General features: G+C 41.4%; 21 protein-coding genes and 2 riboswitches (1 of these 23 cut by a window edge). All 21 genes read left to right on the forward strand.

Annotation, left to right across the window (positions count from 1 at the left end):
- The first annotated feature begins 14 nt into the window (after positions 1 to 14).
- Positions 15 to 1,313, forward strand: a complete 1,299-nt coding sequence (locus M1J35_RS04275; protein WP_254652813.1) for a phage tail tape measure protein — start codon at positions 15 to 17, stop codon at positions 1,311 to 1,313.
- Between the two features lie 9 nt (positions 1,314 to 1,322).
- On the forward strand, positions 1,323 to 1,604 hold the full coding sequence (locus M1J35_RS04280) for a hypothetical protein (RefSeq protein WP_254652814.1): 282 nt from the start codon (positions 1,323 to 1,325) through the stop codon (positions 1,602 to 1,604).
- Positions 1,605 to 1,701: 97 nt separating this feature from the next.
- Positions 1,702 to 2,115, forward strand: a complete 414-nt coding sequence (locus M1J35_RS04285; protein WP_254652815.1) for a hypothetical protein — start codon at positions 1,702 to 1,704, stop codon at positions 2,113 to 2,115.
- Positions 2,116 to 3,153: 1,038 nt separating this feature from the next.
- Complete coding sequence (locus tag M1J35_RS22670) at positions 3,154 to 3,276, forward strand: hypothetical protein (protein WP_256503954.1); 123 nt, start codon at positions 3,154 to 3,156, stop codon at positions 3,274 to 3,276.
- 211 nt (positions 3,277 to 3,487) lie between these two features.
- Positions 3,488 to 3,934: a hypothetical protein gene (locus tag M1J35_RS04290; RefSeq protein ID WP_254652816.1), complete on the forward strand. Its 447-nt coding sequence runs from the start codon at positions 3,488 to 3,490 to the stop codon at positions 3,932 to 3,934.
- 115 nt (positions 3,935 to 4,049) lie between these two features.
- A complete protein-coding gene (locus tag M1J35_RS04295) occupies positions 4,050 to 4,799 on the forward strand; it encodes a hypothetical protein (RefSeq protein ID WP_254652817.1) in 750 nt (249 codons plus the stop codon).
- 676 nt (positions 4,800 to 5,475) lie between these two features.
- The gene (locus tag M1J35_RS04300) at positions 5,476 to 6,084 is read left to right on the forward strand and encodes a hypothetical protein (RefSeq protein ID WP_254652818.1); all 609 of its coding nucleotides are present in this window, start codon (positions 5,476 to 5,478) and stop codon (positions 6,082 to 6,084) included.
- Positions 6,085 to 6,141: 57 nt separating this feature from the next.
- Positions 6,142 to 6,732 carry a hypothetical protein gene (locus M1J35_RS04305; RefSeq protein WP_254652819.1) on the forward strand — a complete coding sequence of 197 codons (591 nt, stop codon included), beginning with the start codon at positions 6,142 to 6,144 and terminating at the stop codon, positions 6,730 to 6,732.
- An 88-nt stretch (positions 6,733 to 6,820) separates the two neighbouring features.
- Positions 6,821 to 7,627: a hypothetical protein gene (locus M1J35_RS04310; RefSeq protein WP_254652820.1), complete on the forward strand. Its 807-nt coding sequence runs from the start codon at positions 6,821 to 6,823 to the stop codon at positions 7,625 to 7,627.
- A gap of 12 nt (positions 7,628 to 7,639) precedes the next feature.
- A complete protein-coding gene (locus M1J35_RS04315; RefSeq protein WP_254652821.1) occupies positions 7,640 to 8,437 on the forward strand; it encodes a hypothetical protein in 798 nt (265 codons plus the stop codon).
- 179 nt (positions 8,438 to 8,616) lie between these two features.
- On the forward strand, positions 8,617 to 10,002 hold the full coding sequence (locus M1J35_RS04320) for a vWA domain-containing protein (RefSeq protein ID WP_254652822.1): 1,386 nt from the start codon (positions 8,617 to 8,619) through the stop codon (positions 10,000 to 10,002).
- Between the two features lie 765 nt (positions 10,003 to 10,767).
- On the forward strand, positions 10,768 to 10,926 hold the full coding sequence (locus tag M1J35_RS04325; RefSeq protein ID WP_254652823.1) for a hypothetical protein: 159 nt from the start codon (positions 10,768 to 10,770) through the stop codon (positions 10,924 to 10,926).
- Positions 10,927 to 11,107: 181 nt separating this feature from the next.
- Entirely contained in the window at positions 11,108 to 12,577 is a 1,470-nt protein-coding gene (locus M1J35_RS04330; protein WP_254652824.1) for a nicotinate phosphoribosyltransferase, read from the forward strand.
- Between the two features lie 71 nt (positions 12,578 to 12,648).
- Positions 12,649 to 13,476, forward strand: a complete 828-nt coding sequence (nadE, locus tag M1J35_RS04335; protein WP_254652825.1) for an ammonia-dependent NAD(+) synthetase — start codon at positions 12,649 to 12,651, stop codon at positions 13,474 to 13,476.
- Between the two features lie 227 nt (positions 13,477 to 13,703).
- A complete protein-coding gene (locus M1J35_RS04340; RefSeq protein ID WP_034766072.1) occupies positions 13,704 to 14,660 on the forward strand; it encodes an AAA family ATPase in 957 nt (318 codons plus the stop codon).
- 60 nt (positions 14,661 to 14,720) lie between these two features.
- Complete coding sequence (locus tag M1J35_RS04345; protein WP_254652826.1) at positions 14,721 to 15,878, forward strand: DUF58 domain-containing protein; 1,158 nt, start codon at positions 14,721 to 14,723, stop codon at positions 15,876 to 15,878.
- Positions 15,875 to 18,079, forward strand: coding sequence for a DUF4129 domain-containing transglutaminase family protein (locus M1J35_RS04350; RefSeq protein WP_254652827.1), 2,205 nt, complete (start codon positions 15,875 to 15,877; stop codon positions 18,077 to 18,079). The genes M1J35_RS04345 and M1J35_RS04350 overlap by 4 nt, the downstream gene beginning before the upstream one ends.
- Positions 18,080 to 18,118: 39 nt before the next feature.
- Positions 18,119 to 18,220, forward strand: a riboswitch (purine riboswitch).
- A gap of 129 nt (positions 18,221 to 18,349) precedes the next feature.
- Positions 18,350 to 19,903: a glutamine-hydrolyzing GMP synthase gene (gene guaA, locus M1J35_RS04355; RefSeq protein WP_034766078.1), complete on the forward strand. Its 1,554-nt coding sequence runs from the start codon at positions 18,350 to 18,352 to the stop codon at positions 19,901 to 19,903.
- A gap of 170 nt (positions 19,904 to 20,073) precedes the next feature.
- Positions 20,074 to 20,175, forward strand: a riboswitch (purine riboswitch).
- A gap of 109 nt (positions 20,176 to 20,284) precedes the next feature.
- Positions 20,285 to 21,619, forward strand: a complete 1,335-nt coding sequence (locus M1J35_RS04360; protein WP_034766080.1) for an NCS2 family permease — start codon at positions 20,285 to 20,287, stop codon at positions 21,617 to 21,619.
- A 216-nt stretch (positions 21,620 to 21,835) separates the two neighbouring features.
- A complete protein-coding gene (gene glcT / locus M1J35_RS04365) occupies positions 21,836 to 22,678 on the forward strand; it encodes a glucose PTS transporter transcription antiterminator GlcT (protein ID WP_098438403.1) in 843 nt (280 codons plus the stop codon).
- A 183-nt stretch (positions 22,679 to 22,861) separates the two neighbouring features.
- Positions 22,862 to 24,568, forward strand: the 5' portion of a protein-coding gene (ptsG, locus tag M1J35_RS04370; RefSeq protein ID WP_224521591.1) for a glucose-specific PTS transporter subunit IIBC. The gene runs 363 nt beyond the window's last position; 1,707 of the gene's 2,070 nt are visible here — the first part of the coding sequence; its start codon is at positions 22,862 to 22,864; its stop codon lies beyond the right edge, outside the window.

The raw sequence follows: 24,568 nt of genomic DNA on the forward strand, positions 1-24,568 counted from the left end.
CTGGAGGGAGTAAGGTGCAACACAAACAGATGGGGAAAAACTTGCTTTTGTTCCTACTCGTATCATTCATATTGTTCATATTTGTTCAGCCGGCTTTCGCAGATGTTGGGGAAGTGGATATGGATCAGAACAGTGTAAGTAAGACTGAAGCAGGAGATAGTGAAAGCGGTGAAACGATCGATGGTGAGACAGACTTACCTTGGTGGAAGAGAGCATTGGAATTTGGAGAAAACGTCATTGAGGACGTTGGAGATGGCGTCAGAGATTTCGGTGACTGGGCATCGAATGAATGGAATCAATTCAAGGAAGACTGGCCGGATCGGTGGGATAAAATCAAAGGGGGATTCGAAAACGCCTGGGATGCCACCTCAGATTGGTTTAGTGACCGTGCCGACGATGTAGGTGACTTCTTCGGGGCAGTCGGTGACTGGTTTGCTGAAAACGAATGGGCCCAAACTGTACTCGCTGCAGTCATAGCAACAGGAGCAATAATAGGAGCAATTGCTCTTGTGGCCACCCCTCCTGGATGGATTATGATGGCAGTAATAGGTGCAGGAGCACTTGCTGGTGGATTCTTATATCAAGGGGCAGCCGCAAATGCAGGTGCGGAGTATAGCTTCTTTGGTGCTCTGAGTTGGGCGTTTGCCGGGGGAATCGCTGGAGGAATTGCGCAAGGTACAGGGACCTTGCCTTTCTTACTAAGGCTAGCGGGAAGTAGTGCTAGGGCATTTCCGGGGGCGGCGGTTAGGTATTTTAGTGGATCTGGATTGTTGACTAATATGGGTGTGGGTTCATTGGTCTCCGGGGGGTTCTCGTTCGGGAAGATGATTTTAACTGGAGAAGGTACTATTGGTGACGTTTTAATAGACGCTGCATTCGGTGGGATGGCTGCTGGGATACTAGGGCCATTAGGAGGGCAGATCGCCAATGCTTGGAGGTCGAAAAATATTTATGAAATATTAAAGTATGGTGTCATTACAAGTGGATATGCTGGTGTTGATAATTTTATCGTAGAAGGAATTAAAGGCTCTTGGGATACCACAAACATCTTAATAGGTATGGCCGCAGGTGCAGGGATGTATGGGATTTTCGGTAATGTTAGCAAGTACTTAATAAAATATGGAACAACACCAAGCACCTCTGAATCAGATCAGCTAATGGATCAAATAAGTGAGGAAATACTTAATAAAAGCTTTGAAGAGCCATATAAAGGTTTTTTAGAGGATAATATTGAGGCACCGAAAGATACTACGCCCAAAGATGCTACTCCGAAAAATAAGAGTACACCTGAAATAAAACCTTTGAATAATTAGGAGGATACAATGAAAAAAGAATTAAGTAAAAAAGGGAAAATAAGTTTAGCTCTCTCTTTTTGTACATTTTTTGTAGGGTTGTCATATATGTATTTTATTATGGACGGTCGAACAAAATTAAATGCACAGGACACACAGTTCCTAACTATTGTTGTTGTATTCTTAAGCATTTTTTTGATAATTACCATAGCAGACAGAGTAAAGATGCATGGGGGTAACTTTTCTTGGAAAAAGTTTGGGATAATCCTTATAATAGTTATTCTATTCGGCTTATGGAGAATAGCAGTCTAAGAACATACGAAATTAAAAGCTTGAAAGCTTCTTTCAAGCTTTTTTTACAAATACAACATTCCATTTTTAGGGATTTTAGCGAAGGGAGATCATCGCAATGAATATAAATAATGCAAAAAAAAGAGTGAAAACGATGGGAATTGTAGCTGCAGTGATTATGGGGATTCAATTATTATTCCTATTAGCGATGGTGACGCTAGGGCAGTCGTTTTTACCAGGGTTAGATTTATGGAGTATTATAGACGTCTTTATCGGTTGTGCATTGGTCATTTGGTTATTAGTGAAAAAAAGTCGGACAGCCGCAGTAGGCTTACTGGTTCTTTATATTATTGCTCAGATCATGATGGTATTCACGATGCAGAATACAACAGTAGGTTTTTGGATTGGACGTTTAACGATGGTAGCGATCATTTTAACCATTTATGGTCGCGGTGTGCAAGGGGCTTTCGCATATCATCGATTGAAAAAGCAGGAGGAAGAACAGAAAGCATCAGAGCGAGTTGCTTATTAATTTTTTTATGAACTAAAATCCAAGCATTTAATATTCTCTCAGAAGATGTTTCAATGAACACTATTTTGTAATAGGGAAAAAATAAGAAAGGGAGCGAAAGAATTGAAGAAAAAAACCTAATGCTCGTCTGCCTTTTGTTATGGAGAGTGTTCGCATCTATATTTTAATTGGAAATGTAAATGAGAACTTATTCTTTTTCTTAGCTTGCTTATCACACAGCGGTAATGCGAGACAGAATTGTGACGGGGGACTGACCCCATTTTTTAGACGTGGTATTCGGTCGAGATATAAGAAAGCCATATGTATGTAGGGAATTCAGCGGAAAAATTGGAAGCAAAATCAGCGGATTTGAAGATATACTGACGTCAGGAATGGGTGGTATTTTTGGATAAAAAGAACAACCTTTCTTTTAAAGAAAGCAGAATCATACATGTAACGGTCTCTATTATAATTGTTACTTTCTTATTTAGTGCTCTACCAGAATGGTATACTCCACAATTCATAATGAATAGTGTTGTGTCTAGCATATTAGTCATTATTATTGTGGTTTCTTGGAGAGTAGTGGAACTTAAAGTGAGGTATTTCTCTATTCAAAGCTATTGTTTGATTTTTAGTCTTTCCTTTTTTGTTTGCCCAGCCTCTTATTAAATACTTCTGGCAAGAAGTGAATGCCGTATGGTTTTTCTTATTAGGGATTTGGGTAGCAGGCTTTATCATTACACATATCTTAAAGGAAAATATTTTTCAAGCCTTTTCAAAAACCTTCGAAAATAGATTTAGCATAGTTTTTCATATTGTTGTTTTTATCTGTATAACTGTTGGTCCAATGTGTATCATTATCGGAAATGCAAATGATTTTAATAAGAACATTTCATATGGGTTGGTACTATACTTTTTATCTGCCCTATTACAAATTACACTCCCTGCGTTTTTAAAGCACCCAAAAGGTCATGAGAATTTGGGGTCAGCTCCCCTGCATACTAATGCGTTAGTATGCAGGGGAGCTGACCCCATTTTTCTTCCTCTTAAGATTCTCTCTTGTACCATTTAATGCCGAGTAAAGAACTCTTTATGAAAGCACCAGACCCATGGAGGATTATGCTTGCTCTGGCACTATCTTCAGCCAAACAATCCACTAGCGATTTTAAAGACCAGTTTTAATTTTACATTGAAAAGCAAAGAAGATTAAGAATAATTCTCCACAAAAAAGTTTTAAAAACCGACACAGTGGTAAATAAGATGAGAGTAATTCCAAAATATTGAAATTATACTTGGCTGAGGATATGAAAATGTTATGTGAAAGTGTTTTAATTTTAAATGCTCCAGAAACTTATAGAGGTATCAGGAAAATTCAAGAACAGGATATCTAAGTATGGGGGAATCAGTTATGTTTCTTATGTATTGTTTATTTACGGTCATGCTGTTTTCCTTCTCTACGTTCATATATTATACAGGGATTTTTATTGAGGGCATGATAAAGCCGAGTGTGAATAAAGGAAAATATAAGAATAATCAAAAGTCCACAACCGTCTATTATCGATCAAGTCTTCTTTATTTGATTCTCATTGAGTATGGTTTGTTGATTTTATTAAGTTATTTGGTCTTCCCCCAATTCCCCAACCTATTGTTCATTGAATTTCTTGTGATGACTTTTTTAGTGTTGCTTTATTTTATCAATAGAATAATTGGTAAAACATTATCTCCCGAAAAGGTAAGAGACCAGTTTACCTCTTCCTTTTCGGGTGAGTCTACATATGGTCCAGAACTTGATGGCGGTGGGGATTGTGGCGGGGATGGGGGAGGAGCAGGGGCAGACTGAAGCTGCAGTATTAAATTAGTATTCTTTAAAGGTAGAATATGCAGTGTTGGCATCCTGTCCTGATAAGCATTAACTGGGCAATACTGATTGATTATAAAAATAGGAGCTGCTAGTCATGCACAGAGCAACAATCATCTTGATCGCGATTCTTTTTATTTTCCCTCTCACTTCCTGCTCCCAGAAAGAAACCAATCACTTTGATAAACAAAAAGTAGCTGACGTTGTAATAGCAGAATTAGAATCAAACTTTGATTACACATTCAAAGTTAACCATATCGAGTATGACCCACTACGTCATACGTACATGATTGACGCATCTATTACCGAAAAGCCTGACATGTCATTTTCTTCCGATATAACTGATCGTGAACTTGAAGAGAGTGATGTCAGCAAGATCAATGGATACGTGGTTGATATGTTTTATCAAGAAGAGCTGGAAGGAGAGGTAGAGAAAGCTGTCAGAAAAGCCCTGCCCAACTATCAAGTGGCAAAGAGCAGTTATTTAACGCCTCCAGAAATCCATCTGGAAGATAAAAAGTTTATACATATGAGCTTCTCAAATTTCACTCGACAGTACCAAGATGAAGTTTTTTATACCTTCTACTTGTTAAGCAATGAAGACTTCTCCCAGGATTATTTTGAAAATAATCAGCAAGCATTGCGTGCATTGTTCTCAGAATTAAAGAATGAACATTATAAGCTCGTAAAGTTCACCATCGTATTTCCAAATGATACGTATATTGAGACAGAAAGGCTGCATATAGAGGATTTGGAAAAGCAATCTTTACATGAGCAATTTGCTATTAAGAAAGACCCTTCTATTCCGGGCTTTGATTATAAAAAGTGGAAACAAAATCTTCAATAGAGGTAGAAGCTTTACACTTAAAATCATTCATCCAGAGATAGGAGGGGACCTATGGAAAAAACTCTCGGTAATCGTGATCATTCTCCTCTTTCTCATTTCTGCTTGTTCGTCAGGAGAGAAGAGCCAACCACTATCCTCTAATGATGTAAAAGAGTTGGTCACTACTATACTGCAAAACAGGTTTGAGACAGATTTTACTGCGAAGATCATCAGTCATGATCCCTAACTTTTATGAAATGGAAACCTATATGGACCGTATGCCTGACATGACATTTTTCTTCACCATAAATGAAAAGGATCTAAATGAGGATAATCCTGGGTAGTGAAATAGATAACATTTATAGAGTCGTTGTTCATTCGTTATATAAAAACGAATTAAAGAAGCTGGTTAGCCAGAATGATAGGACTCTGAAAAGCTTCCATCGTTTCATATCTTGGCCCCTCTCTTAAGAAGTGGATCAAACAGATAGAAAATTTCTAATTCCAATCTTAGGATTGATTCTTGTATCAATGTTCGGGGTGTCCATTGATCTGTCTACAGAAGGTGGAAAAAACACAAGTGAAAAAGCCATTTTGGCTGGAATCAGTTTTGCTATGTTTATGTTGATTTGGAGAGTACTTGGTTCAATTTTTCAGTCGTGAAAATCGATATCACTCAGCGAAGGAGCCACCACATATGACAGAGAATGTTTCCGCTTTATACCTATTACCATGGTGTACAGGTTTGTTTGCAGTGTTGGTGCCTGAGTACTCAACCATGACGTTGGCAGTCGTCATTATTTTATATCTCCCCCTTTTATGGATATTGCAGCTTCATAAAAGGCGAATCAAATCAAAGAAGAAAACGACTAAAATTTCGACCAAAAAAGTGATTCCAAATAAAAAGAAGAAAAGAGTCTATTCTGCTATTGGCGGGTATTACGCATTCACTCTTTTTTCTCTTTACTTAACATTTCTACTCATTCGAGTACTTGAATTGTATTTGGTGAAAATCCTGTGGATCGCGATTTGGATTTTAGTCGCCTATTTTGTAAATAAACATAGGACATTCATTTCTGAAGAGGTTTTAGGAGAGAACAGTAAATATAAAATCGTCTCTTTTGTATACGCAATGAGTTTAGCCGTCATTCTCCTTGCAGGAGGGGGAGGATTTTTTAAGGCGGCGGAATATTTTTCATTTGTCTTTGGCAATAAAGCCACGCTCTACTATTTTTCTTCCATTTTATATCTTTCCGGGCTTTGGTTTAGTATTTTTATTCATAGTAATCGGAGGGAGTTTCAATGAGAATCTGTTTTTTAGGACAATGTTGGGATATAGAAAAAATTTTTGAAGAATGGATGGGTGAAAACAGTGACTTTCAAAAAGAAGGTGCCTCTGAAAGAAAGTAGGATTGACATAATAGCTTTCCTTCTGATTATGATGGGAGCTCTATGCAGTGTACTACCTGACGGATCTTGGTTTTTATTTGGCTTAAACATGACTATTGCTATCATTGCTTGTATCACTTCTTTTATTTTGTGGAGATTTAATCGAAATGACAGCGTAAGGTATTTCTCCTTGAACGCTTATGTACTGCTGGTAGCGTTGGCGATTTATTTTGCCATCTCTTTATTTAGGGTGTTTACCGGAACCATTGTCTTTTGGGCGGGTATGCTGGTCATTATCGTTATGGCATCGGTCCCTTATCTTTTTGCTGAGAATATCGCTTCCGGAGTAAAGAATCCAACACGAACAGCTTTGGGGCGAGTATATATGGTGACGGTTCCTCTCATCATTACGTTTAGTTCCATTTTATTCACTAATGTGAGGGCCAGTGATAAACCGAGTGCTGTGCCAATAGCCATTTTCCTTTATGTTGGGGCCTTATTTTTCCTGTTTATTGCTCCTATCCTTCTAATTACTCCTGAGAGGATGGAGGAATTAGAGAAGTGAATTAAAGAAATGCAGTGAAAGAAAAGTTCTTATTTTATTAGCAAGAGCTACGCTACCCAAAAATCTGAGTTGCGGAAGGTGGTTTAGAATGAATGCAGAGATCCTCTTATCAAAAGGAACTAAACATAAAAAAATATTTGAAACCGTCCTTATTAATCCATTCGGTTACATGGTCAGTGGGACATATTATTATTTATCAATCTATAAAAGAAAGAATAAAGTTAAGGGATACTCAGTGATCTCAGAAGATGATCCTGTAGAAAACGATGCTCTTGAAGCATTTGAGATTCTTGTTTTATATACAGCTTATGCAAACAACTATTTCTCGATTGGAGAAAAAAGAGGGCAATTAAGCACGGATTATTTCTTTAAGCCGGTAAGTGTAATTAATGATTATTTAATTAATAATGAAAATAACATATTGGCAAAAGGGAAAAATATCTTATTGGAATATGGTAATCTTCAGGAAGATTTAAAGAAAAGAGTTATTGATTTTTCAAATGATTACGACCATCGTATATTAAAGGAAAATATTATAACAGATCAAGATTATGAAAATTTAATAGAAATTCTTATACATGTCGATAGAGTCCAATATTTCCAATCTAAAACATTACTAGAAAACTTCGAGGGCCTAAAACGAATGTTGGATGAGATGAAAGAGACAAATATATTTGGGAAACTCCCAAAAGAGAATAGAGATTTTTTAGAGGAGTTTTTAAAAGGCAAGAAAGAAGTTGAACAATCATTAAAAGAGTTTGATCAAGATAGACAAGCAGATATTCTGACTGATAATCACGATATGAATGAAATAAAAAAGACATATTATAAAAATGGAATTGAAAAATTGCAACGCTATAAACAAGACCTACGTTATCCAAAACAAGGTGAATGAGGATTGATACTAATGAATATACCAGTATTAAAAAGAAATGCGAATAAACACAAGAAATTATTCGAAAATAAGGTAATGATAAATCCATATGGCTATGAAGTTAACGGTGTGAGTTACTATTTAGCGATTTATAAAAGAGGAGAAAAGCATAGGGGATATACCGTTATTGCTGAAGAGGAATACTCTGAAGCCGATGCACTTCTAGCCTTTGAAAAGTTAATCTTGTTTACCGCGTACGTTAATAAATTTTTTGAACTTGAAAAGTTGAAGATGAGACTTTCACCTGAGACCTTTTCCAATATAAGTAATGTGTTGAATCAATATGTTGATAAGAACGATTACTTAAAGAAAGGAAAAGAAGTGATTGACCAACTAAATGATATGTTAGTAGAACTTCAAGAAAGATTAAAAGCATATACGCATTATTACGATAATCATATTTTGGTTCATCATACACTCGACGACCAAGAGATTCAGACAGTATTAGAAGCATCAGCACACTTAAACCGGCTGCAATACAAACAGGGAAGGGTGCTAATTGATTCTTTTAAATTTATTAAAGAAACGTATAAAGAAATGAAGAAATTAAACCTCTTTAAATTGCTCAACGAGTATGATCGGACAGTATTGAAGGAGCTTGCTCGTGGAGTAAGGAAAACAAAGAAAAGTATTAAGGATTTTACATATGAGAAAGAAATAGCACATCTTCCAGTGGAACAACAGATAGAGTTAATCGTAAAGAGCATAGAAAAGGCTGGGCAGGAAAAACTACCGCGTTATAAACAAGACTTGCGATATCCAAGAACCTAAGTACGTATAACCGCCATACATGTTTAGGTGGAATCATGGGCGTGTACACTTGGTTACGATGCAAAGGTGAATGAAGTTAAGAACAAATAATAAAATTTGGTGTCAGTACCCTGCGGAATTTAAAGTACATTAGTGTACTTATTTAATTTCATAACAAACTTGATAAAGGAGAAATACTCTTGAGTAAAAACCTTTTTATTACGATTTTGGTTATATGCTTATCCTTTGCTATTGCAGGTTGTCAATCAGATGATGATAAATCTGATGGTAGCAAAGAAGCAGAAATGAAAAACGAAAGTTCTAAAGTAAATGAACAAGAAAAAGATGAGAAAAATCAGCTTTCCAATTATCCAGAGCTTTTCTCGGTGCCAGATGCTCCTAAAACAATGGAAGAAGTAATTGATTATCCTGCCGGACCATATGCAAATGCAAAGTTTGAGAAGAATAACGAAGAGATCGTTAAAGAGATAAATCAGCTACCTGCAATTAAAGGTTCTGCTGATGGAGAGTTTCTTGAGGCGTACTGGAATCAACTTCTTTCACTCTTCGCTGTAGATTATAAAGATCCACAAATCATGTTGGAAAAATTAAAAGTGAAGTCATTTGGGAGTCCCGAATTAGAAGATCCACGATATCAATTTAAAGATAATTTAAATGTGGAGATAATCCTTGACGCAAGCGGCAGTATGAAGGCGCAGGTAAAGGAACGTACGAAGATGGAATTGGCTAAAGAAGCAATCGATACTTTTGCATCTTCACTTCCTAAAGAAAGTAAAGTGGCACTTAGAGTATATGGTCATAAAGGGACAGGCAGTGATAAGGATAAAGAAATGTCCTGTAAAGCAAATGAAAAAGTTTATGATTTTCAAAGCTATGACACAAGTAAACTAAACCAATCTTTAAATGGTGTTGAAGCAAAAGGTTGGACCCCGGTAGCCGCTTCTTTAAGAGAAGCTCATAAGGATTTATCTCAATTTCCTGCAGAGCAAAACACAAATATCATTTTCCTGGTCAGTGACGGAATTGAGACATGTGATGGTAACCCCGTTGAGGTAGCAAAGTCTTTAAAAGACTCTTCTGTAAAACCAATTGTCAATATTATTGGATTTGATGTTGATGCAGAAGGCCAAAAACAACTTCAGGATGTCGCAGAGAATGCCTCTGGTTCATACGCAAATGTTTACGATTTAGATGAATTGAACTCGGAGTTTAATCGCGCAGAAGAAATAGCGAAACAGTGGGAAAGTTGGAAGAGTAAAGCGCTAAATAATAATGATCTAGAACAGTATCTGAATACTAGTGAAATATCTGAATTTACCTATGATTGGTCGTATAAACGTATTAAAGAAAACAATAATCTCTTAGGAGTCATTCTCTATCTTAAAGATAAGGGTGAATTAACAGATGAAGCATACTCATATTTGTCTGATAAAGCCAAAAGAAGACAAAAGGATGTGTTCAAGTATTCAAAAGACATTAAAAGTGAACTCCATAAAGTAAATGATGCAAGTTATGAAGAAACGAAAAGTTTGATAAATGAAAAGTTTAATAAAAATAAAGATTAGGTAGTAATTAGAAAATTTGGGGTCAGTTCACCTGCATTGTAATGCGTGATTTTGACGGGGGACTGACACCGGTTTTTTTTTAGGGAGGAACCTATGAACGATCTAAGTCGAAAAGGTAAAATCAGCTTTATGATAGGTATTTCAACAATGATAGCTTTAATCATGTATATTTTTTTAGTAATGGACGGAAGATCTTAACTAAATAATCAAGATGCATGGTTCTTTTGGATCATGATAACCATTATGTTTGTCTCGGTAGTGATAGTAATTGCAGACAGAGTAAAATCAAAAGGCGGACAGTTCTCTTTCAAGAAGTTCGGGATCATCCTTCTCATTGTGATTCTCTTTGGCCTCTGGAGATTAAAAGTTTAACAGGTTAATAGCTTATTCAAGCTTGAAAGCACATTTCAAGCTTTTTATTGATGGTTTTTCTTTATATATCTTAATAATAGATACCCCTCTGTGGCTTCCAAATAGTTCTTCCCCCAACTCCCACTAGAAAATAGGATGCCTACAAGCCCCTCAACCATTAAATTTCCACCAACAAGTTTCAAAACCCACCCCTGTGGTAAATAAGATATGAGTTATTACCAAAATATTGAAACGCGATACATAAGTCTCATTTCCGGTTGTTTTTGATATAACATTCAATTTTGAACCGTGTATAGGTCTATTGAAAAGGAATGTAGAGATGAACCTACTATATACTCATCGCTCAAAGGAGAGAAGCTTCAATAACAGGTGGATGATGGTGACCAGAATCTCATGATAACGGCCGTAGTTTTAGCCGTTATTTCAGTGTTTGGCCTGTCCATTGATATGTCGACAGATGGAGGGAAGAATACGAGCAAGAAAGCGATTATGGCCGGGGTTAGTTTTGCGATGTTCATGTTGGTGTGGCGAGTTCTTGCTTCGTTATTTTAAGATGGTGCTTTTAGGGATAGTAGGCATTGCGCTTTTTGTAAATCTCTCTCATTTATTATTTGAACATTTAATCAAACGTTTGTTTAAATCCACAACCTAAACTAATCATTCGATATCCCGCCCAATATTGGTTAAAATAGATAAGACCTACAATTGGCTATAGCTTAAAGGAGAGAAATACATGACGAACTATGCAGATGATAGTTTAGCGTTGCATACAGATTTGTATCAGATAAATATGACGAAGGCTTACTGGGATGATGATTTCCATAATCGAAAGGCTGTTTTTGAAGTGTTCTTTCGAAAGCTGCCTTTTGGCAATGGATATGCGGTATTTGCCGGGCTCGAACGGATCATTGAATATGTGAAAAAGTTTCATTTCTCGGAGAGTGATATCGAGTATTTACGGGAGTTGGGATATGAGGAGGCTTTTCTCGAGTATTTGGCGGAGCTTCGTTTCACCGGGACGATCCGTTCCATGCAGGAAGGGGAGGTTGCGTTCGGGAATGTCCCCCTTGTTCGGGTGGAGGCGCCGCTTGCTCAGGCGCAGTTACTGGAGACGGCAATCTTGAATATCGTGAACTACCAGACGTTGATTGCGACGAAGGCGAACCGGATCAAGCAGGTGGTACAGGATGAGGTGGTGATGGAGTTCGGGACGAGACGTGCCCATGAGCTGGATGCAGCGATTTGGGGAACACGGGCTGCGTATATCGGCGGCTTTGATGCGACGAGTAATGTACGGGCAGGGAAGTTATTCGGTATGCCGGTTTCGGGAACTCACGCCCATGCTATGGTGCAAGCCTACCGCGATGAATATCAGGCCTTTCATAAGTATGCAGAGAGCCATAAGGATTGTGTGTTCTTAGTCGATACGTATGACACGTTGAAGTCCGGTGTGCCGACGGCGATTAAAGTAGCGAAGGAGCTGGGCGATAAGATCAACTTTGAGGGGATCCGCCTTGATAGCGGGGACATGGCGTACCAATCGAAGATCGCTCGCAAGATGCTTGATGATGCAGGCTTTACGGATACGAAGATCATCGCATCCAATGACCTGGACGAGTATACGATCCTGAACTTGAAGGCGCAAGGGGCACAGATTGATGTATGGGGTGTCGGGACGAAGCTGATCACAGCGTACGATCAGCCTGCTTTAGGTGCCGTGTATAAACTTGTGTCCATTGAAAATGAGTCAGGTGAAATGGAAGACACGATCAAGATCTCGAGCAATGCCGAGAAAGTTTCAACTCCAGGGATGAAAAGGGTTTATCGCATCGTCAATACGGTTAATCATAAATCAGAGGGCGAATATATTGCCCTGGAGCATGAGCACCCTGAAAGTCAGGAACGGTTGAAAATGTTCCACCCTGTTCATACGTATATCAGTAAGTTCGTCACGAATTTCGAAGCGAGGGAACTTCATGTGGAGGTATTCAAGGACGGTGAGCTTGTGTATGATACGCCTCCATTATCAGAAATGAGAAGTTTCGTAAATGAAAATCTTGAATTGTTATGGGATGAGTATAAGCGTTCCATGAATCCTGAAGAGTACCCTGTGGATTTAAGTGAAGAGTGTTGGAACAATAAGATGGATCTGATTCATCGTGTAAAAGCTGAAGTGAAAGAAAAACAAAGCGGAAATTGGTGAGATTCCCTTTGTTTGGGCATGATAAAAAGATATAATATGATGTAATAAAACCTAACATGGAGTGTGAAGACATGGATTCTCTTCAAAAACAAATCGTAGAAGAAATGATGGTCTCCCCGGAAATCAATCCCCAGGAAGAAATCCGTCGCAGTGTCGACTTTATGAAGGCTTACTTGAAGAAGCATTCATTTATGAAAAGTTTGGTCCTCGGAATTTCAGGAGGTCAGGATTCTACTTTATTAGGGAAACTGGCACAGATGGCCATTGATGAAATGAATCAGGAATCCGGTTCGTCGGATTATGCTTTTTATGCTGTCAGGCTTCCTTACGGGGAACAGGGAGATGCCCAGGATGCCATTGATGCCGTGGAATTCATCAACCCGACCGTGTCGATGACGGTCAATGTCCAACCGGCAGTCGATGCAAGCGTCGAAACGTTGAAGAAAAACGGGATCGAGCTTTCAGACTTTGTCAAAGGGAACGAAAAGGCCCGTGAACGGATGAAGGTGCAATTTGCCATAGCCGCCATGAAGAATGGCGTGGTGCTCGGTACGGATCACTCTGCTGAAGCAGTCACAGGCTTCTACACGAAATACGGCGATGGAGCGGCAGATCTCGTCCCCCTTTTTCGCCTGAACAAGCGTCAAGGGAGAGCGCTTTTGATCGAGCTCGGCTGTCCTGAACACTTATACAATAAGAAGCCGACAGCGGACCTGGAAGAAGATCGTCCGTCGCTTCCGGACGAAGAAGCCCTTGGCGTCACGTACGATCAGCTGGACGATTACCTGGAAGGGAAAGAAGTCCCCGCTGAAGCCAAGAAAACCATTGAAGGTCACTACCTGAAAACACAGCATAAACGTCATCTGCCGGTCACGGTTTTTGATGATTTTTGGAAATAGTCAAGTGGAAAAGCCGATTCTCGTATAATGGAGAATCGGCTTTTTAAATTGAATGGCAGCAAGATGTCTCTATAAAAACTGGAACTGTCCATCCCCTCGAAGACCCTCATATCCTACCAATTCCCTAAAAATTATCTACCAATTTCCCAATTTATAGAGGATTTTCGACTTTTTAAACGAAAGTAGTAATAGTTAAAGAAGAGTTTGAATCATTCAGGAGGGGTACGATGTCACATGAAACAGTGAATCCAAAGTTACAAAGTATCATTGATAATATAGAGAAAGTCATGATCGGGAAGAGGAAAGTAGCGGAACTGAGCATCGTTTCCCTGCTTGCCGGGGGGCATGTTCTGCTTGAAGATGTTCCGGGTGTAGGGAAGACGATGATGGTTCGTGCATTGGCGAAATCCGTTGGGGCGAGCTTTAAACGGATTCAGTTCACACCGGACTTACTGCCGTCTGATGTGATCGGGGTATCGATTTATAACCCGAAAGAGATGGAATTTAATTTCAGACCTGGACCGATCATGGGGAACATCATTCTTGCGGATGAAATCAACCGGACATCACCGAAGACACAGTCCGCTTTACTTGAAGGGATGGAAGAAAGCAGCGTGACGATTGACGGGATGACCCGGAAGCTTGATAAGCCGTTCTTCGTTATGGCGACCCAGAATCCGATTGAATATGAAGGGACGTATCCGCTGCCGGAAGCTCAGCTTGACCGATTCCTTCTGAAGATGAAAATGGGTTATCCGGAACCAGAGGAGGAGATGGAAGTCCTTCACCGCGCTCAGAGGACTCCGCCGATCGATGAATTGGAGCCTGTTATGACCCTTGAGGAATTGAGGTATATCCAAGGGGATGTCAAGGAAGTATTGGTGGATGACACCATTAAGAAATACATTGTGGAGATTGCGAACCGTACGAGGATCCATGCGAATGTGTATCTGGGTGCGAGCCCCCGTGGATCGATTGCCCTGATGAAGGCTTGTCAGGCCTATGCCTACTTAAGAGGCAGGGATTATGTAGTTCCCGACGATGTTCAATTCCTGGCGCCTTTCGTGTTTTCTCACCGGATCATTATGAAGTCGGAAGCGAGATACGAAGGGATCACCCCTGAAGAAGTTGTGGAGAGAGTCATGGCGCGAATACCGGTCCCGGTACAAAGGCTTGTGAGATAGATGAAGACGAAACTTCAATTTCTTAAACCGCTGGGGAAGTTTCTGCTCCTGCTTATTCTGATGGGTGTGACTTTTTCGTATGCGATGTTTCAAGGTGGGTTTGTAAGCTGGTTTCTGTTCTATAGTTTCTTGCCGTTCTCCCTTTATTCGGTTTTTGTGTTCTTATATCCGTTATCAGAGTTTTATGTGGAGCGGAGTTTTGAATCTGCTGAGTACAAGGCCGGGGATGAATTGAAGGTGACCATCACCCTCACCCGAAAGTTGCCATTTCCTCTGTTTTATTTGGTGTTGGAAGATGTGGTGACTGATTCTGTCTTTCATCAGTCCGGTTTTCAGAAGGCGAAAGCAATGATCCATCCCGGCTTCAGAAGACGGATCAAGCTGACGTATTACATTGATGAGCTTCCCCGTGGAGAACACATCTTTTCTAATGTCAGGTTCAAAACAGGTGATTTTTTTGGTGTTTTTGAAAAGGAAGCCACGGTGGATTGTGTGGACAGGCTCCTCGTGTACCCGTCGATCGTCGATGTCCCTTATCGACCATTGGAGAATCGATATGACCAGGGGATGACGACTTCAAGTGTTAAGATCCAAAAAGATACGACGATGGCGACGGGTATCCGTGAGTATCAACCGGGAGACCGCTTCTCATGGATTCATTGGAAGACCTTTGCGAGGACCAATGAGCTGATGACGAAGGAGTTTGAGGAGCGCCAATCCCATGACGTCCTCATTGTCCTCGACAGGGAGTCTTCGCAAGCGTTTGAAGCGATGGTGACCTTTACGGCATCGATAGTCAGGTCCATCGTCAAAAAAGGGGCTCAGGTCGGCCTTGTGTCAATTGGTGGAGATCATGTTTCATTTCCCATCCGGGGGGGAGATGAGCACTTGAGTCAGCTGAATTATCACTTGGCGAAAGTGAGGCAGGACAGCCCGTTTGCTCTGGGGAAAGTCCTGCAGGGGGCGGGATTGAACTATTCTCAATCAGCGGCGGTGCTATTTGTGACCTCGTCCGTCTCGAAAAAAATGATTATGAGCGTGAACGAATATGCGAAGCGGAACAGCTCTGTCGTCATCTTTTTGGTGAAGAGGGCAGGGGATTCGTACACCGCAGAAGAGAAATCGTTGAGAGCCTATGCCTCCTCCCGCGGCATTCGTTTGCAGGTATGCTTTGAAGGCGACTTCTCGTCAGCATTTCTGGAGGTGAAACGGGCATGAGGCAAGAAACAGCAAGCTCCTTTTTCAAGATTGTGACGTATTTCTTTGGATTCCTCCTTTTATGGGAGTGGCTAAAGCCACTTAAAGTTGTGACGGACACGGCGAGTCTGACCTATTTCATTGTCTTTATCGCCTTGGCACTAGCCCTGTCATATTTCCGGATTCATTATGCTATCACCGCATGTGTGAAAATCCTTTTTATTCTGTACAGTCTGCATGGGTTGTATTACAGGGGCTCTTTCTTCTCTCCCAAGTGGTTCAAGGAGTTCAGTCATGATTTATGGGAGAATCTCGGGTTGACCCTCGGGCGTGAATGGCCAAGTTTGTCTTTTGAGTATAGAAGCTTGTTATTCTTTGTGCTTCTGTGGCTGATGACGTACTTGATTCATTACTGGATATCTGTCCGGAAAACAATCCTTTTGTTTTATGTAATGACGGTCACTTATGTGTGTTTGATTGATACTTTTACGGTATATGAAGGGGATAGCTCGATTATACGCGTCGTCATTTTCGGCTTTCTTCTCATGGGATTATTGGCCCTTGAAAGGCTGGTGCAAAAAGAAAAGCTCCTTGGTTCCAAGATGAGCCGCCATCGCTGGATCGTTCCTCTGACGGTGATGCTTACGATCAGTTCGGTTGTTGCGTTTGCAGCACCTAAAGCCGACCCGATCTGGCCTGATCCTGTCCCGTATCTTCAATCCTTTTCTGAGGGTGCTGGTGGAAGTGGTGTCAACAAGATTGGCTACGATACAGATGATACGAAGCTTGGGGGTCCCTTTGTCGGTGATCCCACGGTCATTTTCAATGCAGAGGTGACGCGGGAGCATTACTGGAAAATTGAATCGAAGGATTTATATACGGGGAAAGGATGGGAACAGTCCATTCCTGACGATCAAAAGGAACCACTCACGTTTGATTCGGGGAAAAAGGTTCCGATCCCTTCACCGGATTCCGATGAAGAGCGGGACCTGGAAAGTGAGAAGGTCATGGTCGAGCGTACCTATTCCCATGTCGCTTATCCTTACGGGGTAGAAACGATCAACGGGAATGAAAATGGATATTTCAGCTTCAATCCCATAGATGAAAAAGTGACGAGTTATATAGAATCCGATGAAACCGTTAAACTTGAAAAGTATGAGCTGTCCTACCGCTCTCCATTCTATTCCCAGAAAAAGATGAAGGCGGCCAATGAAGAGCAGGAGATCATGCAGGTACCTGAGTTTGTCGACCGCTACACCCAGCTGCCTGATACGACTCCTCAGCGTGTCAAAGACCTGGCCGTTGAAATTACGTCGGAAGCAGATAATTGGTATGACAAAGTAAGGGCGATCGAGCAATATTTTTCAAAGGAAGCGTATGTATACGATCAGTTCGATGTACCGGTTCCTGAAGAGGGACAGGATTACGTGGATCAGTTCCTGTTTGAAACGCAGCGCGGATACTGCGATAACTTTTCTACTTCCATGGTGGTGCTGGTCCGCTCGCTCGGGATCCCGGCGAGATGGGCTAAAGGCTATACAGAAGGGGAATACAGCAGGCAGGTGGATTCGACCTACAAACTTTACGAAGTATCGAACAATAATGCCCATTCATGGGTAGAGGTATTCTTCCCGGAAGTGGGCTGGGTTCCGTTTGAGCCTACTGTCGGTTTCAGCAACAATGTTTCTTACCAGTATGACCTTGATATACCCGATTCTGATAATAGTGAAGTCCCTGTTCCGGAGAAAAAGGAAGCACCGAAACAACCCCTGCAGCCTGATGAAGATACCGCATCTTCCGGTAATGGTTTTTCATTATCGAAGCTTTGGGATGACATCACGTCGTTCATTGCGGACAATTGGGGCAAGATCGTGATGGGAACCATTCTGCTGATCATCATTGCCATTGCATTATACCTTGTGAGAAGACGCTGGATGCCATATGTCCTGATTTTTTACTACCGCAGGAAGTCATCGGATAATGTATTCTCGGAAGCTTATCTGTCCCTCATGAAGCAATTGGAAAGATACGGATTGAAAATGGATGACGGTCAGACATTACGGGGGTATTCGAGATACATCGATCAGTTCTTCGGTACCCGTGAAATGACCAGTTTGACCAATAATTATGAACGGATATTATACGGTCAGAGTCCTACATCAGAAGATTGGGCGAAGATGAGGGAATTATGGGAAAATTTAATTAAAAGGACAACCGGTTGACCAGGTTGATCACAAAGTATAAAATGATGTCAAATTCAAATAGCGTTCGTTAGCATCCTTCGTATATCCTCGATAATACGGTTCGAAAGTATCTACCCGGTCACCTTAAATGACTGGACTATGAAGGCAGTGTTCTTAGTTGACATCCGTGTATTCAAAAAACTAGAATTCTGCCTTTTTTTAAGGCGGAGTCTAGTTTTTTTTATATTTTTTTTGGAATGCTAACAACAATAGATGGTAGTAGGTAAATAAATTGAAGAGGTGAACTGAATGCTTGGTAAAGAAGAATTGCACAATCAGGAAATGATCGTCGTTTTGGACTTTGGAAGTCAATATAATCAGTTAATCACGCGAAGAATTCGTGAGTTTGGTGTTTACAGTGAGCTCCATCCGCATACAGTTACCCTTGAGGAAATCCAGGAAATGAATCCGACTGGGATCATCTTCTCCGGCGGTCCGAACAGTGTGTACGGTGAGGATTCATTCCGTTGCGATGAGCGCATCTTTGATCTTGATATTCCGATTCTCGGAATTTGTTACGGTATGCAGTTGATGACGATGCACTTTGGCGGAAAGGTAGAACGCGCGAAGCACCGTGAGTACGGGAAGGCAGCCATCAATATCGAGAAGCAGTCCAAGATATTCTCGAATCTTCCCGAAGAGCAAGTCGTATGGATGAGTCACGGGGATCTTGTTGTCGAAGCTCCTGCAGGATTCGATGTGAACGCAACAAATCCATCTTGCCCGATCGCTTCTATGAGTAATGAGGAAAAAGGGTTATATGCGGTACAATTCCACCCTGAAGTACGACACTCAGAACACGGAAACGAAATGCTGAAAAACTTCGTGTTTGAAGTGTGTGGATGCACAGGCGACTGGTCCATGGAGAACTTCATTGAAATGGAAATGGACAAGATCCGCCAAACAGTCGGTGATAAAAAAGTCCTTTGCGCTCTAAGTGGAGGAGTCGATTCTTCCGTTGTGGCTGTATTGATCCACAAAGCCATCGGCGACCAATTGACATGTATCTTCGTCGATCACGGACTCCTTCGTAAAGGCGAGGCTGACAGTGTCATGAAGACATTCGCTGACGGCTTTAATATGAACGTGATTAAAGTAGATGCCCAGGATCGTTTCTTGAATAAACTAAAAGGTGTATCCGATCCTGAGCAAAAACGTAAAATCATCGGAAATGAATTCATTTACGTATTCGATGATGAAGCGACAAAGCTTAAAGGTATCGAATACCTTGCACAAGGTACGTTATATACCGACATCATTGAGAGTGGTACGGCGACTGCGCAAACCATCAAGTCCCACCACAACGTCGGCGGACTTCCTGAAGATATGCAGTTCACCCTGATCGAGCCTCTGAACACATTATTCAAGGATGAGGTGCGTGCATTAGGTTCCGAGCTCGGCATTCCGGATGAAATTGTGTGGCGCCAACCATTCCCGGGACCTGGTCTTGGTATCCGTGTGCTTGGTGAAATTTCTGAACAGAAGCTTGAAATCGTCCGTGAGTCTGATTACATTCTTCGTGATGAAATCAAGAAAGCCGGACTTGATCGTGACATCTGGCAATATTTCACCGTTCTTCCTGACATCCGAAGTGTCGGTGTCATGGGTGACGCCAGAACCTATGACTACACAATCGGAATCCGTGCTGTCACGTCCATTGACGGTATGACCTCGGATTGGGCACGTATTCCATGGGATGTATTAGAGAAAATTTCCACACGCATCGTGAACGAAGTCGATCATATTAACCGCGTGGTGTATGATGTGACGAGTAAGCCACCTGCAACGATTGAGTGGGAGTAATGGTATAGATAGTTGTAAAGCTGACAGGTTTCTTCCGTTTCGACAAAGACGGAGGATGCCTGTCGTTTTTTGTATTAAACGAACATTGTATCGGAAAATATATAATAATGTTCGTATTTTGTATTGACGGACTGAAATCCCGTTGGTACAATAGTACTGTAATCATAAAAAACATAATAAAAGTATTACGTCGTATAATTTCGGGAATAAGGCCCGAGCGTTTCTACCAAGCTACCGTAAATGGCTTGACTACGAGGTGATGGATGAAAAGGACCGTACGTTGGTTCCTTCTTGATCTTGATCTTAACAGTCAAAGCCTTGAACTCTGGTAGTTCGAGGTTTTTTTATTTTCTACGGCGACTCTATAGGAGGAGTACAAGCATGAGGAATTTCTTTCAGTTTGACCAGTTAGGAACGAATTATAAAAGGGAGATCATCGGGGGATTGACCACCTTCCTATCGATGGCTTATATCTTAATCGTCAACCCGCTTACGTTGACCCTTCAATCCGTGCCGGATCTTCCGGATAGCATGAGAATGGATTATGGTGCAGTGTTCGTAGCGACAGCATTGGCCGCGGCCATCGGGTCGTTGATCATGGGGCTCATCGCCAAGTATCCGATTGCATTGGCACCGGGAATGGGCTTGAATGCCTTCTTCGCATACACTGTCGTATTAACAATGGGAGTACCTTGGCAATCGGCTTTGACGGGCGTCTTGATTTCAGGACTTATTTTCATCGCCTTGACACTCTCTGGCATCCGGGAAAAAATCATTAACTCGATTCCAGCAGAATTAAAATACGCTGTTGGAGCCGGAATCGGTTTATTCATTACCTTCATCGGTTTTCAAAATGCAGGCATCATCGTAAATAACGATGCCGTATTAGTCGGTCTGGGTGATTTGACAAAGGGAACTACGTTACTTGCCATCTTCGGAATTGTCATCACGGTCATTTTAATGACAAGAGGCGTCAAAGGCGGAATTTTCATTGGGATGGTCGTAACGGCCATCGTGGGAATGATCGCAGGACTGATTGATACACCGGAAAGAGTAGTGGATGCGGCACCAAGTCTTGCACCAACATTCGGAGCGGCACTTGAACCTTTATTTAATGATGCAGGCAGTATTTTTACCATCCAGATGCTTGTAGTCATCCTGACGTTCCTATTCGTCGACTTCTTTGATACAGCCGGTACACTGGTAGCGGTGGCCAACCAGGCTGGACTTATGAAGGACAATAAATTACCACGAGCCGGTAAAGCGTTGTTCGCTGATTCTTGTGCAACAGTAGTAGGAGCGATCCTGGGCACATCTACAACCACGTCTTACATTGAATCATCTGCAGGGGTTGCAGCAGGAGCAAGAACTGGATTCGCATCTGTTGTAACGGCTATCCTATTCCTGCTCTCGATTTTCTTCTTCCCGTTACTGGCGGTCATCACATCAGCGGTGACGGCACCGGCCCTGATCATTGTCGGGGTACTGATGGTTTCGTCACTAGGTGAAATCGACTGGAAGAAATTCGAGGTAGCTGTACCGGCATTCCTGACCATCGTTGCCATGCCGCTTACGTACAGCATAGCAACGGGTATCGCCATCGGATTCATTTTCTATCCGATTACGATGATCATGAAAGGTCGCGGAAAAGAAATCCATCCAATCATGTATTTCCTGTTTGTGATCTTTGTACTGTACTTTATCTTCCTCGTATAAAAATAGACAACCATCATCAGAAGCTGATCGCTTGCAGATCAGCTTCTTTTTGGTTTTTATCGGAGAAAGTGTAGAAAATAAATAAAGGGAATAGCAACAATGGTAGAGAAAGTAGTACTAAGGTAAGAAGTATCAATTGAAAAAAGGGTTAGTTTTCGTTAAAATCATGGAATCGGGTAGTGTCGAAAATGGTCGAATATATAGGGAGAATTGAGTATGTCTACTTTAAATGTAAAAAAAGTCTTAAATAACAACGTATTGATTGCCGTTCACGAGAGCTACGGAGAAGTCGTGCTGATCGGGAAGGGGATAGGGTTCAACCGGAAAAAGGGTGATCCGATTCAAAATGATATTGCCGAAAAGATGTTTGTCCTAAAAGGGGAAAAAGAACAGGAGCAATACAAAAACCTTCTTCCTTTTTTAAATGAGGATATGTCAAACGTCATTATCTCTGCCATCGAATTGATCAGGAAAAGAACCAATTCATTCCTTAACGAGCATATCCATATCGCCCTTACAGACCATATTCTATTTGCCATTAACCGATTGATGAGAGGGATGGAGATTCGGAATCCGTTCCTGGTGGAGACAAGAACGCTGTATCCATTTGAATATGAAATAGCGAAAGAAGTCGTAGGCATGATCAATGATATGACTGATGTTCATCTTCCTGAAGGGGAAGTGGGGTTCATTGCCCTTCATATACACAGTGCCATGATGAACAAGGATCTTTCCGAGGTGAATCAGCATTCCCAGTTGATCAGTCGTTTGATAGGGATGATCGAACAACAGCTGGACGTTGAAATCAATAAAGAAAGCGTCGATTATATGAGGCTCATACGTCATATTCGCTATACGATCGAGAGGGTTCTCAGGGGAGAAAGAGTAGAAGAACCAGAAAAAATTGCAAAACTGTTGAAAGAAGAATACCCTGTCTGCTATAATCTATCTTGGAAGCTGATTAAGATGATGCAGCAAACATTGCAGAAACCCGTGTACGATGCCGAGGCAGTATACCTCACAATGCATCTGCAGCGGATTCAAAATAAAGTGAATTAACGTACTTATCTTTTCTTACGTGTTACTGATTCGATCAGGCATGAGTAAAGAAGATAATTGAAACGTGTATTTTGGGGTAGTCTATCCATATACGTTCATTATCCTCTTTTCTCATGCCTTTTTTGTTTGGTTAGGCGCAATCATCTAATTAGTCGAAAATGAATATAAAGGGAGGAAACTCACATGTTTAAAAAGGCTTTTGGTGTACTACAAAAAGTCGGTAAAGCATTAATGCTTCCAGTTGCGATCTTACCAGCAGCCGGACTTTTACTAGCGTTTGGTAATGCTCTTCAAAATCCAACGCTTCTAGACATTGCCCCATTCCTTAATAACGGCGGCGTTGAAACCGTTGCCAGCGTAATGGAACAAGCGGGTGGAATTATCTTCGGAAACCTGGCATTGCTCTTCGCAGTCGGAGTTGCCATCGGTCTTGCCGGTGGAGAAGGGGTAGCCGGTCTAGCGGCTATCGTTGGTTTCTTGATTATGAACGTAACAATGGGAACGGTTGAAGGATTAGGTATTGGTGACGTTACAGGTGACGGTGTCGATCCTGCATTTGCACTGGTCCTCGGTATCCCAACCCTACAAACAGGTGTATTCGGCGGTATCATCGTCGGGATCCTGGCAGCGTCCATGTACAACCGTTTCTACCAAATTGAACTTCCTTCATATTTAGGGTTCTTCGCAGGTAAACGATTTGTTCCAATTGCCACAGCAGCATCTTCCGTGGTATTAGGATTATTAATGTTATTAATTTGGCCACCGATCCAAGATGGTCTTAACACATTCTCTAACTTTATGCTCGGTGAAAACAGAGCACTTGCAGCATTTGTATTCGGTGTAATTGAACGTTCACTTATTCCATTCGGATTGCACCACATTTTCTATGCTCCATTCTGGTTCGAATTCGGTTCTTACACATCAGCAGCTGGTGATGTTGTACGTGGGGACCAGGCAATCTTTATGAAACAAATTCAAGATGGTGTACAAGACCTTACGGCAGGTACATTCATGACAGGTAAATTCCCGTTCATGATGTTCGGACTTCCAGCAGCGGCATTGGCGATCTACCATGAAGCGAAGCCGGAACGTAAAGCTGTTGTAGGTGGGATCATGGCATCCGCTGCCTTGACTTCATTCTTGACAGGTATCACAGAACCAATCGAATTCTCATTCTTATTCGTAGCACCAGTACTATTTGGAATACACTGTATCTTTGCAGGTTTATCATTCTTAACGATGCATCTGTTAAATGTAAAGATTGGTATGACATTCTCGGGTGGTTTAATTGACTACATTCTATTCGGATTGATTAACCCACAAACGAATGCCTGGATCGTCATCCCGGTAGGTATCGTGTTTGCATTCATCTACTACTTCGGATTCCGTTTCGCTATCCGCAAGTTCAATCTTATGACTCCTGGTCGTGAAGACGTGGATGAAGATGAAGATGACGCTCCTGCAAGCTCAGCTGGTGATCTTCCATACAACATCCTTGACGCAATGGGTGGACAAGAGAACATCGCTCACTTAGATGCATGTATCACTCGTCTGCGTGTATCCGTCAATGACGTGAAACAAGTAGATAAAAACCGTCTGAAAAAATTAGGTGCTTCAGGTGTACTTGAAGTGGGAGATAATATTCAAGCGATCTTCGGACCGAAATCAGATACGATCAAATCACAAATGCAAGACATCATCCGTGGGAAAGCTCCACGCAGAGTAGAAACAAATGCAAACGAAGAAGTAGAGCAACAAATTGAAGAAGTGAACCCGGAAGCTCTTCAAACAGAACGCGACAACGAAAAGTTCGTAGCTCCGATCACAGGTGAGATCAAAGACATCACAGAAGTTCCTGACCAAGTATTCTCAGGTAAAATGATGGGTGAC

The organism is Rossellomorea sp. KS-H15a (assembly GCF_024195245.1).
Taxonomy (GTDB): domain Bacteria; phylum Bacillota; class Bacilli; order Bacillales; family Bacillaceae_B; genus Rossellomorea; species Rossellomorea vietnamensis.